Origin of the sequence: Enterobacter sp. 50588862 (assembly GCF_001462935.1) — a bacterium.
Taxonomy (GTDB): Bacteria; Pseudomonadota; Gammaproteobacteria; order Enterobacterales; family Enterobacteriaceae; genus Enterobacter; species Enterobacter bugandensis.
Window position 1 is genome coordinate 100,104 of sequence record NZ_LNHM01000033.1, and the last position, 15,648, is coordinate 115,751.

General features: G+C 56.2%; 12 protein-coding genes, 1 tRNA gene and 1 pseudogene. 10 read left to right on the forward strand and 4 right to left on the reverse strand.

What is annotated here, in order from left to right; genetic code table 11:
• Positions 1 to 14 precede the first annotated feature (14 nt).
• From fimA to sfmF, 6 genes are all read left to right on the forward strand, one after another.
• Entirely contained in the window at positions 15 to 578 is a 564-nt protein-coding gene (gene fimA, locus APT89_RS18120) for a type 1 fimbrial major subunit FimA (RefSeq protein WP_028012226.1), read from the forward strand.
• Positions 579 to 646: 68 nt separating this feature from the next.
• A complete protein-coding gene (fimI, locus tag APT89_RS18125; RefSeq protein WP_028012227.1) occupies positions 647 to 1,192 on the forward strand; it encodes a type 1 fimbrial protein subunit FimI in 546 nt (181 codons plus the stop codon).
• 34 nt (positions 1,193 to 1,226) lie between these two features.
• Positions 1,227 to 1,919 carry a type 1 fimbria chaperone FimC gene (gene fimC / locus APT89_RS18130; protein WP_028012228.1) on the forward strand — a complete coding sequence of 231 codons (693 nt, stop codon included), beginning with the start codon at positions 1,227 to 1,229 and terminating at the stop codon, positions 1,917 to 1,919.
• Positions 1,920 to 1,933: 14 nt separating this feature from the next.
• Positions 1,934 to 4,495: a fimbrial biogenesis usher protein gene (locus APT89_RS18135; RefSeq protein WP_041911034.1), complete on the forward strand. Its 2,562-nt coding sequence runs from the start codon at positions 1,934 to 1,936 to the stop codon at positions 4,493 to 4,495.
• On the forward strand, positions 4,488 to 5,495 hold the full coding sequence (gene fimH, locus APT89_RS18140) for a type 1 fimbria D-mannose specific adhesin FimH (protein WP_045631416.1): 1,008 nt from the start codon (positions 4,488 to 4,490) through the stop codon (positions 5,493 to 5,495). Before APT89_RS18135 ends, fimH begins: the two co-directional genes overlap by 8 nt.
• Positions 5,496 to 5,504: 9 nt before the next feature.
• On the forward strand, positions 5,505 to 6,026 hold the full coding sequence (sfmF, locus tag APT89_RS18145; RefSeq protein WP_028012231.1) for a fimbria assembly protein: 522 nt from the start codon (positions 5,505 to 5,507) through the stop codon (positions 6,024 to 6,026).
• A 51-nt stretch (positions 6,027 to 6,077) separates the two neighbouring features.
• Here the strand turns inward: sfmF and fimZ are convergent, their stop codons facing one another.
• The 3 genes from fimZ to APT89_RS18160 form a co-directional block, all read right to left on the reverse strand.
• Complete coding sequence (gene fimZ / locus APT89_RS18150; protein ID WP_028012232.1) at positions 6,078 to 6,710, reverse strand: fimbria biosynthesis transcriptional regulator FimZ; 633 nt, start codon at positions 6,708 to 6,710, stop codon at positions 6,078 to 6,080.
• Positions 6,711 to 7,522: 812 nt separating this feature from the next.
• The gene (locus APT89_RS18155; protein WP_041911031.1) at positions 7,523 to 8,239 is read right to left on the reverse strand and encodes a helix-turn-helix transcriptional regulator; all 717 of its coding nucleotides are present in this window, start codon (positions 8,237 to 8,239) and stop codon (positions 7,523 to 7,525) included.
• A 24-nt stretch (positions 8,240 to 8,263) separates the two neighbouring features.
• A complete protein-coding gene (locus APT89_RS18160) occupies positions 8,264 to 8,962 on the reverse strand; it encodes an EAL domain-containing protein (RefSeq protein WP_060573187.1) in 699 nt (232 codons plus the stop codon).
• Between the two features lie 278 nt (positions 8,963 to 9,240).
• Here APT89_RS18160 and APT89_RS18165 point away from each other — a divergent pair.
• Positions 9,241 to 9,317 (forward strand) — tRNA-Arg (locus APT89_RS18165).
• 15 nt (positions 9,318 to 9,332) lie between these two features.
• Here the strand turns inward: APT89_RS18165 and APT89_RS24430 are convergent.
• Positions 9,333 to 9,451 (reverse strand): annotated as a pseudogene (locus APT89_RS24430) (hypothetical protein); the annotation flags it as partial.
• Between the two features lie 154 nt (positions 9,452 to 9,605).
• On the opposite strand from APT89_RS24430, the gene APT89_RS18170 reads away from it, so the two are divergent.
• The 3 genes from APT89_RS18170 (at position 9,606) to pheP (ending at position 15,381) form a co-directional block, all read left to right on the forward strand.
• Complete coding sequence (locus tag APT89_RS18170; protein ID WP_060573189.1) at positions 9,606 to 11,789, forward strand: TonB-dependent receptor; 2,184 nt, start codon at positions 9,606 to 9,608, stop codon at positions 11,787 to 11,789.
• Positions 11,790 to 11,916: 127 nt separating this feature from the next.
• The gene (locus tag APT89_RS18175) at positions 11,917 to 13,890 is read left to right on the forward strand and encodes a PhoX family protein (protein WP_060573191.1); all 1,974 of its coding nucleotides are present in this window, start codon (positions 11,917 to 11,919) and stop codon (positions 13,888 to 13,890) included.
• Between the two features lie 102 nt (positions 13,891 to 13,992).
• Positions 13,993 to 15,381, forward strand: coding sequence for a phenylalanine transporter (gene pheP / locus APT89_RS18180; RefSeq protein WP_060573193.1), 1,389 nt, complete (start codon positions 13,993 to 13,995; stop codon positions 15,379 to 15,381).
• Positions 15,382 to 15,648: the final 267 nt, after the last annotated feature.

Consider the following 15,648-nt stretch of genomic DNA (forward strand, 5'->3'; position numbering starts at 1 on the left):
TTAAAGGAATAGACATGAAACTCAGCAACATTGCTTCTTCTGTTATTGCAACACTGGCCCTGGTCGCGGGTGCCGCTAATGCAGCCGATCCCGTTACGCCGGTTACCGTAAATGGCGGTACCGTGCATTTTAAAGGTGAACTGGTTAATGCTGCTTGTTCAGTAAATACCGATTCTTCCGAGCAGACGGTTAATCTCGGTCAGTATCGTACCGCGAAATTCACCAAAGTGGGCGACACCACCTCTAATATTCCGTTCAACATTGAACTGAATGACTGCGATCCGCTGGTTGCGAAAACCGCTGCCGTTGCTTTCACCGGCCAGATCGACGCGACCGACAAAACCCTGCTGGCCGTAACGTCCGGTAACAACGACAACACCGCGAAAGGCGTGGGTATCGAGATCCTCGACAGCAAATCCAGCGTGCTGACCCCGGACGGTGCCACCTTCTCTGCCGCGAAAGACCTGATTAAAGGGACTAACACCCTGCAATTCACCGCGCGCTACAAATCAACGGCTGCAACCACCGAGCCAGGCCAGGCGAACGCTGACGCCACCTTCGTAATGAAATACGAATAATACCCTCGCACAGGGATGTTCAGGCCTCAGGGACGAGGCCCGTCATACGCTACTGCCAGGAACGAAGGATGACAAGGACTGGAACACTACTGCTGTTAACCCTTGCGATGGCCTGCCCGGCATCGGCGCATACCGTGGTGATCGAAGGCGGCAAGGTGCATCTTCGTGGGGAGCTGGTAAACGGCGGCTGCGCCGTGGCGCCCGACAGCCAGAATATGCGCATCGACATGGGGCAGTACCGAACCAATTCATTTTCCGGTGTGGGCAGCTTTTCAACGGTTAATGTGCCGTTCACCGTGCGGCTGCTGGACTGCAGCGTGGATGTCTCCCGCATCGTGGGGATCCAGTTTCAGGGCGTGACGCCCGCGGAAGATCCGCAGGTTTTTCTGGCGACATCGCGGCCAGGTGAAACGCCTGTCAGCAGCGGCGTAGGGCTGGCGCTTTTTGATGAGCAGCAGCGTCAGATTATCCCGAATGCGACGGCCGTCAGCTGGTTGCCCGTGAATACCAGCGAGCTCGCATTTCATTTTAGCGCCCGCTATCGCGCTATTTCCGAACACCTCGTGCCAGGCAATATTCAGTCGGATGTCTGGTTTACGTTGATTTATCCATAACACCTGCGAACACATTATTAAAGGTACGGTTTTGATGAATATGCTAATTAAACCAGGACTGCTTTTATCGTTTATTTTAATGATGGTTTCTGCTTGCGCGAATGCTTCCGGCGGTATTGCGCTGGGGGCCACGCGCGTTATTTATCCGGCGGATGCGAAGCAAACGTCGCTGGCGATCACGAACAGCAATAAACAAGAACGCTACTTAATTAACGCGTGGATCGAAAATGCCAGCGGGCAAAAGGAAAAAACCTTTGCCGTCACGCCGCCGCTGTTCGTTAGCGAGCCGGACAGCGAAAACACGCTGCGTATTATTTACGCCGGGCCCGCGCTGCCCGCCGATCGCGAATCGCTCTTTTACATGAACGTGAAGGCGATCCCGTCAGTGAACAAAGCGAAAACGGAAAATAATAACGTGCTGCAGCTGGCGATCCTTTCGCGCATCAAGCTGTTTGTGCGCCCGAATAACCTGGCGATGCAGCCGGATGAGGCGCTTTCCCAGCTGCGCTTTGAGCGCGTGGGGAACCATCTCAAAGTCAGCAACGCCTCGCCCTATTACATCACTCTGGTCAACCTGAAGCTGGGCGGTCAGACGCTGGAAAACCTGATGGTCGCGCCGAAAAACTCGGCTCAGCAGGTGCTGCCCGCCGGGGCCGGCGGTACGCTCTCCTGGCAGAGCGTGAATGACTACGGCGCCATTACACCGGCGCGCAGCGTCAACCTGTGAGCAGAGTCAGGGCGATGAAAAACCACCAGGGACGTTACTGCCCGGTTGCACTGGCGCTGATGGCCGCGCTCTGGCCGCAGGCTGGCTGGAGCGAAAGCTACTTCAACCCGGCCTTCTTATCCGACGACACCGCCAGCGTGGCGGATTTGTCGCGTTTTGAACAGGGGCACCAGCAGGCACCCGGCATCTATCGCGTGGATATCTGGCGTAACGATGAGTTTATCGGCACCCAGGACGTGCGTTTTGAACAGGCCGAGAACACGCCGCCGGTGGCGGGCGGCCTGTCGCCGTGCATTACGCGCGCGATGCTCGATCGCTTTGGCGTCAACGTTGCCGCATTTCCCGAGCTGGCGAAGGTGCAGGGTGAAACGTGCGTTCCATTGACCACGGCCATTCCCGGCAGCGAAACGGTATTTAACTTTGCTTCACAGCGCCTGAACGTCAGCCTGCCGCAGGTGGCAATGCAAAACAGCGCGCGCGGCTATATTCCGCCTGAACAGTGGGATGAAGGCATTCCCGCCGCGCTGGTGAACTACAGCTTTACGGGCAACCGGGGAAGCGAAGACGACAGCTATTACCTGAACCTGCAGAGCGGGCTGAACTATGGCGCCTGGCGTTTACGCAACAACGGCGCATGGCGCTACACGCAAAATAACGGGAAGCGGCGCAGCGAGTGGCAGAATATTGGCACCTGGGCGCAGCGCACCGTTATCCCACTGAAAAGTGAGCTGGTGCTGGGCGACAGCAACACCGGGAATGACGTTTTCGACAGCGTCGGTTTTCGCGGCGGGCGGCTCTATTCGTCTGACAGCATGTACCCCGACAGCCTGCAGGGTTACGCGCCGACCGTGCGCGGTATTGCCCGTACGCCTGCCAAAGTGGTGGTTCGCCAGAACGGCTACGTTATCTATCAAAGCTACGTCCAGCCCGGCGCGTTCGCCATCACCGATCTTAACCCGACCTCCTCCAGCGGTGACCTTGACGTCACGGTGGAAGAGAAAGACGGCAGCCAGCAGCGCTACACCGTGCCGTACTCCACCGTGCCGCTCCTGCAGCGTGAAGGGCGCTGGAAATATGACCTCGTGGCGGGGGATTACCGCAGCGGTAACAGCGACCAGGATACACCGTTCTTCGCCCAGGGCACCCTGATTACCGGCCTTGCTAACGGCTTTACGCTCTATGGCGGTACCCAGCTGGCGTCACGCTATACCGCAGTGGCCGTCGGTGCCGGGAAAAACCTCGGTGACTGGGGCGCAGTTTCCGTCGATATCACCCACGCCCGCAGCCAACTCGCGGACGACAGCAAACATGAAGGTCAGTCCCTGCGTTTTCTGTATGCAAAATCGCTGAACGGGTTTGGCACCAACTTCCAGCTGCTGGGCTACCGCTACTCAACGAAGGGGTTTTACACCCTGGACGACGTGGCCTGGCGCTCAATGGAGGGCTACCAGTATGCCGATAGCCAGGACGATAACGATGTGCCGGACGTGCAGAGCTATCACAACCTGACGTGGAATAAAAAAGGCCGCTTCCAGCTCAACATTTCCCAGTCGCTGGGGGATTACGGCTCGGTCTATATCTCCGGGAGTGAGCAAACCTACTGGGGGACGGACGAAACGAACCTCTGGTATCAGCTGGGCTACGCGGGGGGCGTTAAGGGGATCAACTACTCCCTGTCATGGTCGTGGAACAAATCCGTCGGGATCGACGGTACCGACCGGATCGCGTCGTTTAACGTCTCCGTGCCGTTTAGCCTCTTTACCCGCCAGGGCTATCGCCGGGACAGCGCGATCGATCGCGCCTATGCCACCGCATCCGCCAGCCGAAACAGCGATGGCGACACGAGCTGGCAAACCGGCGTCAGCGGCACGCTGCTTGAGGACCGCAACCTGAACTACAGCGTGACCCAGGGACACGCCAGCACCAACGGCTCAAGCGGAAGCGCCAGCGCCAACTGGCAGGCAACCTACGGCACGCTGGGCGTGGGCTACAACTATTCCCGCGATCAGCACGATCTCAACTGGCAGCTCTCCGGTGGGGTAGTTGGCCATTCAGACGGAGTGACCTTCAGCCAGCCGCTGGGCGATACCAACGTGCTGATTAAGGCGCCGGGGGCATCAGGCGTCAGCGTGGAAAACCAGACCGGCGTGAAGACCGACTGGCGAGGCTACGCGGTCATGCCGTATGCCACCGTCTACCGCTATAACCGCGTGGCGCTGGATACCAATACCATGAGCAACAACACCGACATCGAAAACAACGTGAGCAGCGTGGTGCCGACCAAAGGCGCGCTGGTCCGCGCCAGCTTTGATACCCGCATTGGCGTGCGCGCCCTGCTGACGGTAACGCGCGGCAACCAGCCGGTGCCGTTCGGCGCCGTGGTGCGCGAAACCCAGAGCGGCGTGACCAGCATGGTGGGGGATGACGGGCAAATTTACCTGAGTGGGCTGCCGCTGGAAGGCGAACTGCTGGTCCAGTGGGGTAACGGGGCGCAGTCCCAGTGCCGTGCGCCTTACAGCTTGCCTGAAAAGAGCCTGCAACAGGCGATCACACTTAAGGGGATCCGCTGTGATTAAAATCCATATCTTTGCCTTGTCGCTTCTGGCAATCCTGCCCGCGACAAACGCGTTAGCCACCGTGTGCGTCAATGAAAAGGGCGTGCCGACGGAGGTGCATTACGACCTGACGGATAAATTCAACAGCTCGAATAACCAGGTTGGGCAGGTTGTCACCCTCAGCGAGAAATCGCAGTGGGTGGGGGTAAACGCCGTCTGCCCGAAGGGCACCGTCGGGAATACCACCAAGCGCAGCTACGTGACGGATTACCCGATCACCGGGACCAGCGATGGCTATCAGTATCTGAAGCTTAACGACTATCTGGACGGGGCGATGAAGATCACGGACAGCTATGCTGGCGCGTTTTATCCACCCAAAAACTATATCCAGATGGGGAGCCATCCGAACGTTTCAAAAAACAAACCGTTTGGCGTGCAGGATTCCAGCCTTATTTTCCGTCTTAAGGTGACCCGACGCTTTATCAATATGGTGGTGATCCCGCGTGCCACCATGTTCCGCGTTTACGTCACCACCACCTCCTCCGATCCGTTGACCACGCCGGTCTACACCATCAGCTACAGCGGAACCATTCAGGTGCCGCAGAGCTGCGCCATCAACGCCGGCAATGTGGTTGAATTTGATTTCGGCGACATTGGCGCCTCCCTGTTCAGCAAGGCGGGCGTGGGTAACAAGCCGGAGGGCGTCTCATCGCAAAGTAAAACCATCGCGATTAAATGCACCAACGTGGAGGCAAACGCCATGCTGACGATGCGCGTCGAGGCTGAAAAGGTCTCCAATAATGTGGTGGTGTCGGATAACCCGGATGTGGGGTTTATCATTGCCAACGAGAGCGGTGCGCCGCTCACGCCTAACAACCTGACGAGCAAAATTCCGTTCCGCCTGGACGACAGCGCGCAGGCGCAGGTGGGGATCCGGGTCTGGCCGGTGAGCGTGACGGGCAACAAGCCAGCGGAAGGACGCTTTACCTCGCGCGGATATTTGCGTGTGGATTACGACTAAGGAGCAGACATGCGAAACGGGATCCGTTTTATCACCGTGGCGCTCTTTGCGCTTTGCACCCAGGCTCAGGCGGAAACCGCATTGGGCGAAATTAATATTCGGCTCTACGGCAATATCGTCGATTTTACCTGCGTGGCAGAGGGTAACGATAGCGACAAAACGGTCACGCTGGGCACCTGGCCCACGAAGCAGCTCAACACCACGGGGAGCCGCACGCAGCCTATGCCCTTCACGCTGAAGCTGACCGGCTGTCCGCCCGGGGCGGCGTCCATTACGTTCTCGGGTAAGGCAGACGGGAGCAATAGCGGGTTGCTGGCACTGAATGATGCCAGTACAGCGAGCCACGTCGCCGTCGAGATCAGGGATGCGGATAAAACGCGTCTGGCGCTTCAGCAGGCCAGCCAGCCGGTCACGGTTGATGCACAGGGGAATGCGACCCTATCATTTTATGCCAATTATATTGCCACGGCCGATAACCCTCAGCCCGGACGGGCTGATGCGGATGCTACCTTCATGATTAATTATAATTAGCGCTGACCGCACTCCCTGCAGCTCGGATAAACTGCAGGGAGTGAATTCAGGTTATAGCAGCTCGTGCGCTTTGGCGTAATCTATTAATTCCACGATGCTTTGTACGCCAAGCTTGGAATAAATATTGGATTTGTGCGCACTGATGGTCTTATTGCTTAACAGTAACTGTTCAGCAATCTCCTTATTGGATAATCCATTCGCCAGATAACGTAATACCGTGACCTCGCGATTCGATAATGGCATATCCGCTGCCATCCCTTTTCCCGAACCCATATGGTTTATAAAATTCAGCGTTTCCGACGGGAAAAAAGAATAACCCATCAGAATCATCTCTACGGCGTTGTAGATCTCACCCAAATCTTTTCGTTTACTGACGAAGCCGTTGGCCCCGGCGCGAATCGCACGACCCGCGTAAAATAACTCTGATTTAGAGGAGAGGAACAGAATCTTGATGTCTTTGTTTAAGTTTCTGATTCTCTTCAGTAAAGCGAAGGCATCTGTGCCCGTAAGTTCGATGTCAAGGATCACCAAATCGATAGGATGATTACGAATACAGTCAAGAACTTCATGGCTATCGCCAGACTTAAGCTTGACTGTGATATTTTTATTTTTCTGTAGCAGGACCTCTATCGACATTCTGACGATAGGATGTTCGTCCATAATGATAACGGATGCCGGTTTCATTTTTAATGCCTCAGATTGTTAAAAGCGTTATGTAGAGTTTTGTAAAACTCTCGAAATGCCGGAAGGATATAAAGTGCAGATCCCTATACCGTAGTATTTCCCTGGAAAGAGCGAAAGCATCCTTGTTTACGTAATGAAAAGAACAGTGCCTCAGCGCGGTCATCTCATTTGGCTGGTGTTGGCAAAAAGATTTTTCTTATTCAGATTTGGTACGCATCTTATTATACAGAGTAAGTTTTTTCCGAAAACCCTGTAAATTAGTCTCCGCTTATTGGTTTGTATTATCTTCTGGATCTTAATGGCTATGTTTTTAAATTTAGCGGAAATATCCTGTTATCCCATTTACCGCATCTTTTCATCTTTATGTAATAACAAAAAATAACAGATGTCTCTTTATGTTGCGTAATTGTTAATAAAAAAGGCCGTCGATTCGGCGGGCGACCCAGGGTCAAAGAGGCGAAAAAGTGCCCTTGCAAGGTGTCAAACCTTCATCTGAAAGTGCTTAAGGCGCATCAACGTCACGTCATCATCGCGCAGGAGAACATGCTATCCACTTTGCTTTCCGCTCCTGGAGAGTGAAGCGAAGCTGCTTGTTTTTACATCATTATCATCTTATTAACGCCTTCTGCATTCACTTAACGGATGGAGGAAAGTGCTGCCTTTGGCTCATTCTGTGACATTTCACATGGTTCCGAAGCATAAATTAGGAATAGTTATAAAATCGAATACATTGTTAAAATTTAACCATTTCATAACATGCGTGGTAAGTAAATTCCTAAAGCGCTTTAGGAAATAAGAAGTTAGTGCGTAAGTTAAAACGTGCAGTCAGAGAGGTTATTAAGAAGGTGTAACAATTCCTGGCGATGGCTCAGCCCCAGCTTAAGCAGGATGCAGCTGAGACGATAGATAATGCGGCTATAGGGGCGATTCTGCAGAAGGGCAATCTGACGCAGCGTCTTACCGCGGGCAAGCTCCTGCAAAATGGGCCATTCATTGCGGGAAAACCAGTCTTTATCGGACCCCTGCGGTGGGCGCGCATCCATCAGGCTGTGTTGAAGCCCTGCCGCGTTCATCTGACGTTCCAGCACGTGAAAAGGCCCCGCCGCTTTGCAGAAGAGGCGGGTATCATAATTATCTGCCCGGACCAGTAGCCACGGCGTCAGGAAGGGGGGATACAGGCTATGCCTTCTTAATTGATCCAGTTGATCAATCAGCCCGGTGGAACGGCTTTCTACATCCACCACCAGACGCGCTGAAGGCCATTGTGCCTGAGCGCCGAGCGCATCATCCAGTGAGATATAGTCGCAACAGCTGCTCAGGGGAAACTGTCCATTGAGAAAACCGGTGCGCAGAAAATGATCCTCCGTGACCAGAATGATAAACGGAGCGTCGGTTTTTCGGGGCTGGCTGATGGACTGGCTCAAAAACTCGAGCCGGTCGAAAAAGGGGGGAGCAAAAGGTGAGTGCGTAAATCCCAGTGCATCACTTCCTGTACGCCGCCGCCGGTAACGGCGCACTGTCATTCGCATGGTCTCCCTCCTGGAAATGGCTCTTTAATCCTCCGGCCATGTCCAGGACGGCCAGTAATATCCCTGGCCGAGATCTGCGCCTGCCTGCAGTGCCCAGGTGCGATCGCGTTCAGTCTCAATACCTTCGATGAGCACGCTCCCGGCCAGCTGAAAGCAACGTGAAACCAGCTGCCTCAGCGCGGGTGTAGCGCGTAAACGCCAGAATGCGCCCTTATCAATTTTGATGCCGTTCAACGGTAATCGACAAAATAAAAACGGCTGAATGACCGTTTCGTCGATGTCATCCAGCCATATACTGTGCCCCTGTTCCCGGAGTTTCGACAGGTTTTGAATGACGCGCTGCTTCTGTGCGGCAGAGAACGCCAGAAAGGCAGAGAGGTCAACAATCTCGATATTCAGCGACGTGTTTTTCAGATTGATGAGCCGCTGAAAGGACGCTGGCTCTGTCAGAACGGTTATCGGCAGATTAATAAAAAGGTTATTACCGTGCGGCGTCTTTTTTAGTGCGGCAAGCTGCGCTTCAAGCAGCGTCATTGACCAGCCTGCCGACTGATGGCGGAAAAAATCCTCGCTGTGCTGCGTTTCGGACAGCATGCTAAGCACCTCCACGCCAACCTGACGCTGAGAGGTGAGGGCGACGACAGGCTCCAGTTTGATGCCGACGATGTCCTGAGAAATAAACTGTAACCGGGGGGGCGTATCTAACGGGTTTTGCGCTGTCACTCCATTGTCCTGTTGTCTGTCAGCCTCCAGGCGGCCGGGAAACCTCGCTCTAGTGTGACGAGCCGACGAGCAGGAAAACAGCAGGCGTTACTTAAATGCAACTAAGCCTTTTCGCAGCGCTAAATTTTACGATGAAACAGTGAGAAATGTTGAGAAAATAGCCGTATTTACAATCGGCTAGCGGTAATTGCCCCCGAAAACGGAAAAGGCATTGACTCACCTGACATTGACCGTATAATTCTTCGCGTTTCACCACCGCGAAGTTCACTCTTCTCAGTGCGCCCTTAGCTCAGTTGGATAGAGCAACGGCCTTCTAAGCCGTAGGTCGTAGGTTCGAATCCTACAGGGCGTGCCATTTAGAAACAGGCACTTACGCCAGTTTCAAACCAGCCTGATTTTCTCCTTCTGTCGTATTTGCGTCATGTTTGCCAAAATGGCATCAATTTTCCGTGCGTGTTCACTTAAATGGTTCAGCGCAAGGTGAGCATCCCCTTTTATCACGCATTAACTTGAGCAGGATCCTGCAGAGATTTGCGCTTGCCAAAGCATAGATAATGCGTATAGTTCTCATTTGCATTGCAACCAATATATTCTAAGGCCCGTCCACGGGCTATTTTTGCGCGCACTTTCAAACGAGTTAACGATGAACAACACCAAAATGCACAAAACGCTGCTGGCGCTCGCCATTGGCGCGGTTACACATTCCGCCTGGGCGGCAGAGGATAAAAAAGAAGACACCATCGTTGTGCAGTCTGCACCTGCCGGCGACTTTAAACCCGGTGGCGACCAGCTGGTGCCGGCCTTCCTTGACGGGCAGGTGGCGAACGGCGGGCGAATGGGGATGCTCGGCCAGCAGAACGCCATGGACGTGCCGTTCAATATCATCAGCTACACCTCAAAACTGGTGGAAGATCAGCAGGCGAAAACCATTGCTGACGTGGTCGCCAACGACGCGGGCGTTCAGTTTGTGCAGGGTTACGGCAACAGCGCGGAAACCTTCCGCATTCGCGGCCTGAAGTTTGACGGCGACGACATGACCTTCGGTGGCCTCTCCGGCGTGCTGCCGCGTCAGGTGGTGGATGCCCAGATGGTTGACCGCATTGAGATCTTCAAAGGGGCCAACTCCCTGATGAACGGCGCGGCAAGCTCGGGCGTGGGCGGGATGATTAACCTTGAGCCAAAGCATGCCGGGGAAACGCCGCAGGCGAAAGTGGGCGTGGACTACACCTCGGATTCCCAGATTGGCACCACGCTGGATGCGGGGCGTCGCTTTGGCGATAACGACCAGTTCGGCGCGCGCGTGAACCTCGTGCATCGTGAAGGGGAAACCGGCGTACCGAACGACCGCCGCCGCACCACGCTGCTCTCCACCGGCCTGGACTATAAAGGCGACCGCTTCCGCACCTCGCTGGATCTGGGCTATCAGAAGAAAACCTTCCACGGCAGCCCGACCAGCGTCAACATCTCGGCGGTGGACTTCGTGCCTGAACCACCGAAGAACGATCGTAACTTCTCGCAGAAGTGGGCCTACAGCGATATCGAAAACGAGTTCGGGATGTGGCGCAGCGAGTATGACATCACCGATAGCTGGACGGCCTATACCGGCCTGGGCGCGCAGCACGCGCATGAAGAAGGGATCTACAGCGCGCCGAAGCTGGTGGACAAGAGCGGTAACGCAACGGTCAGCCGTCTGGATACCAACCGCATCAGCGATTCCGTCAGCGGGATGGCGGGCATTCGCGGCAACTTCAACACCGGCTTCGTCTCGCACAAGGTCAACGTCGGGTACTCCGCAATGACCAAAAACGAAAAAATCGCGTGGAAAATGTCGGCGGCGAAGGATAACCCGACCACCAACATCTACCACAACACCGGCGTGGATATGCCGGACAGCACCAACTTCAACGGCTCCGGCGGTAAATACAGCGATCCGCTGACCAGCGGGCGCACCCGCACCCAGGGCTGGCTGCTGAGCGATACCCTGGGCGTGCTTGATGACAAGCTGCTGTTCACCGCAGGCGCGCGCCATCAGAAAGTGGTCGTTCGCGGGTATAACAAAATTACTGGCGCAGAGAACGACGCGGACGGCTTCGACGGCAGCCGCTGGATGCCAACCTACGGCGTGGTTTACAAACCGTGGGAAGAAATTTCCCTCTACGCCAACCACACCGAAGCGCTGCAGCCGGGCAAAACCGCACCTAACACCGCCACCAACTACGGCCAGAGCACCGGCATCGTTCACTCTAAGCAGAACGAAGTGGGCGTGAAGGCGGACTTCGGGCGCGTGGGCGGCTCTCTGGCGCTGTTTGAGATTAAAATGCCCTCGGCGATCCTCGATGCTAACAATCACTACGGCCTGGATGCGGAGCAGCGTAACCGTGGCGTGGAGCTGAACGTCTTCGGCGAGCCGATGCTCGGGATGCGTCTGAACGCCAGCGCCACCTGGCTGCAGGCGGAGCTAACCAAAACCAAAAACGGCGTGAACCAGGGCAACGATGCGATCGGTATTCCGAACTTCTACGCCGTGCTGGGCGCGGAGTACGACATCAAGCCGGTTGACGGCCTGACAGCGACCGCGCGCGTGAACCACTCCGGCACGCAGTATGCCGATCTCGCGAACAGCAAAAAGCTGGATAGCTACACCACGCTGGATCTGGGCATGCGCTATCGCTTCGCGGTGAACCGCAACGCAAACCAGATGACCGTGCGCGCGGGCATCGACAACGTGACCAATGAGAACTACTGGGCCAGCGTGGACGATTCCGGTACCTACATCACTCAGGGCGAACCGCGTACCTTTAAGGTCTCGGTTGGCTACGAGTTCTAAGCGTTCCACCTCGTTATCCGGGGCACGGATGCCCCCATCCTTCCGTCATCGTGTTATAAAATTGTAATAAAAGCTTCTTACACTGGTCGCCAACTCTTTACCTCTTGGCCAATGACAGGAAGCCGCTATGGGCAGACCCCTCAAATCCGTTTTTAAAAAAGAACATCGCGACGACATCGCTAACCGCAGCGCAAACCCGGTATTCTCCGAGGTGGCGGAGGTGTTCCTCTCCCGCCGCCGTTTTCTCCAGATGGGGGCCGTTGCGGGGGCCGCCGTATCATTCCCGTTTCTGATCAAACCTGAGAACGCCATTGCCGCGGTATCGAAGCCTTCCGCGCTGGCAAAAGCGGTTTCCCTGGGCTTTACCAGCATCGACGTCTCCACCGAAGATACGGTCAGGGTGCCGGAAGGCTATATTGCCCGCCCGTTCTATCGCTGGGGTGACCCGTCGGGGATCAAAAACAACATGCCGGCCTTTAAGCCGGACGCCAGCAACACCACGGACGAACAGGCCGTGCAGGCGGGCATGCACCACGACGGCATGGCGTGGTTTAGCCTGCCGCAGGGGGAGCAAAACCCGGAGCATGGCCTGCTGGCGATGAACCATGAATACATCGACAACGGGATGCTGTTTACCGACGGTACGGCGAACTGGAGCCTCGACAAGGCCCGCAAGGGGCAGAACGCGATGGGCGTCTCGGTGGTGGAAGTGAAAAAAGCGGGCAGCGACTGGCAGGTGGTACGCCCGTCTTCATATGCCCGCCGTATCACCGTCAATACGCCGATGCAGCTTACCGGCCCGGCGCGGCATCAGGACTTAATGAAAACCGCCGCCGACCCGCAGGGGGAACGCGTGCTGGGCACCATGCAAAACTGCGCTAACGGCCACACGCCGTGGGGCACCTATCTCACCTGCGAGGAAAACTGGTCGGATATTTTTGTCAAAAAAGCCGATCTCAATCCGCTGGAAAAACGCTACGGCATCAGCGACAGCGATGAATCCTACCGCTGGAACGAGGTGGACGAGCGGTTCAGCGTGGATAAAACCCCTAACGAACCCAACCGTTTCGGCTGGGTCGTGGAGATCGATCCCTACAACCCCACCTCCACACCGCGCAAGCACACCGCCCTGGGCCGCTTCAAGCATGAGGGGGCAGCCGTCACGCTCGCCGCCGATAACCGCGTGGTGGTCTACATGGGGGACGATCAGAAGTTTGAGTACATCTATAAGTTTGTCTCGGACAAAAAATACGATCCCGCGAATCGTGAAGCCAATATGCAGCTGCTGACCTCCGGCACGCTGTACGTCGCCAGGTTCAACGAGGACGGGAGCGGAGACTGGCTGCCGCTGATCTTCGGGCAAAATGGCCTGGATAAGAGTAAAGGGTTTGAAAACCAGGGCGATCTGCTGATTAAAACCCGCCTGGCGGCCGACGCGGTGGGGGCGACCAAAATGGATCGCCCCGAATGGATAGCCGTCGATCCGCACGCCAGCGGCAGCGTCTACTGTACGCTCACCAACAACAGCGATCGCGGGAAAGAGGGGAAAGCGCCGGTGGATGCTGCCAACCCGCGCGCCAACAACGTGTTTGGGCATATCATGCACTGGCACGAAGACGGCGCGGACCCTGCTGCCACACGCTTTAAGTGGGATATTCTGGTCATGGCCGGACGCACCGACGGCGACGATCCGAAGGCCAAAGGCTCCATGCAGGGCGCGGCATTCGGCAGCCCGGACGGACTCTCTTTCGATCATCAGGGCGTCCTGTGGATCCAGACCGACGTCTCCTCCAGCACCATCAATAAGAAAGCGTATGAGGGGATGGGCAATAACCAGATGGTGGCGACCATTCCGGGCACCAACGAGTATCGCCGTTTCCTGACCGGGCCGCGCGGGTGTGAGATCACCGGCATTGCGTTTACGCCGGACAACCGCACGCTGTTTATCAACATTCAGCACCCAGGGGAGGGCGGGGATGATATTACCGACCCGGCCAATCCGCGCGCCGTCTCTAACTGGCCGGACGCCAGCCCGAACGGACGCCCGCGATCGTCGACGGTGGTGATCGTGAAAGCGGACGGCGGAATTATCGGGTCGTGACGTTTATCCGCCGGGCGCACGCGCTGGCCCGGCGTTAAGCTTGCTACCACCAGCATGAAGTGTTAAAACGTGCCCCTTCTAAAAAAGAGACAGGGGTAGGGCGTGAAAGACGCGTCATCCGCTTCAGGCCATGGTCGCGCTGAAGCCTCGTCGGATCAGAATCCGACGCTGCAACGTGGTTTGCAAAATCGACATATTCAGTTAATTGCCCTCGGCGGCGCAATCGGTACCGGGCTGTTTCTCGGCATCGGCCCCGCCATTCAGATGGCCGGCCCGGCGGTTCTGCTGGGTTACGCTATCGCCGGGATCATCGCCTTCCTGATCATGCGCCAGCTCGGCGAGATGGTCGTTGAAGAGCCGGTGTCAGGCTCCTTCGCGCACTTTGCCTATAAATACTGGGGCCCGTTCGCAGGCTTCCTCTCCGGCTGGAACTACTGGGTGATGTTCGTGCTGGTGGGGATGGCGGAGCTGACCGCCGCAGGCATCTACATGCAGTACTGGCTGCCGGACGTGCCCACGTGGATCTGGGCGGCGGCCTTCTTCATCATCATTAACGCCGTTAACCTCGTCAACGTGCGCCTGTATGGTGAAACCGAGTTCTGGTTTGCGCTGATTAAGGTGCTGGCGATTATCGGCATGATCGGCTTTGGCCTGTGGCTGCTGTTCTCCGGCCACGGCGGCGAGCGGGCCACTATCGACAACCTTTGGCAGCACGGCGGCTTCCTGGCGACTGGCTGGAAAGGGCTTATCCTCTCGTTGGCGGTGATTATGTTCTCCTTCGGCGGTCTGGAGCTGATTGGCATTACCGCGGCCGAAGCGCGCGATCCGCACAAAAGCATTCCGAAAGCGGTCAACCAGGTGGTGTACCGTATTCTGCTGTTCTATATCGGCTCGCTGGTGGTGCTGCTGGCGCTTTACCCGTGGGTGGAAGTGAAGTCCGACAGCAGCCCGTTCGTGATGATTTTCCACGATCTCAACAGCAACGTGGTGGCTTCGGCACTGAACTTTGTCATTCTGGTGGCCTCTTTGTCGGTGTACAACAGCGGGGTCTACTCCAACAGCCGTATGCTGTTTGGCCTCTCCGTACAGGGCAACGCGCCGAAGTTCCTCACCCGCGTGAGTCGTCGCGGCGTGCCGATCAATTCGCTGTTCCTTTCTGGCGCTATCACCTCGCTGGTGGTGCTGATTAACTACCTGCTGCCGAAAGAGGCGTTTGGCCTGCTGATGGCGCTGGTTGTTGCCACGCTGCTGCTGAACTGGATCATGATCTGCCTGGCGCACCTGCGCTTTCGCGCGGCGATGCGCCGCAAAGGGCGCGAAACGCAGTTTAAGGCGCTGCTCTACCCGGCGGGGAACTACCTCTGTATCGCCTTCCTTGGGCTGATTCTGGTGCTGATGTGCACCATGGATGAGATGCGACTTTCAGCAATGCTGCTGCCGGTATGGGTGGTGTTCCTGTTTATCGCGTTTAAGCTCTCACGCAAAAAGTAGCGCGGTTTTCTCCCTCTCCCTGTGTGCTGAGGGATCCCCAGTAAATAATGCCAGCACGGACGACCCCCTCTCCCTTGAGGGTGTACAGTCCGGGGACATAGTGAACACTTGTTCGGGGACATGGTAGACACTTACAACTGAGGCATAAGAACCCGTCTATGGAGTCGCTTATGCCCTGGGATGCGAGAGATACCATGTCATTACGTACCGAGTTTGTTTTGTTCGCCTCGCAGGACGGGGCGAACATCCGTTCCCTCTGCCGTCAGT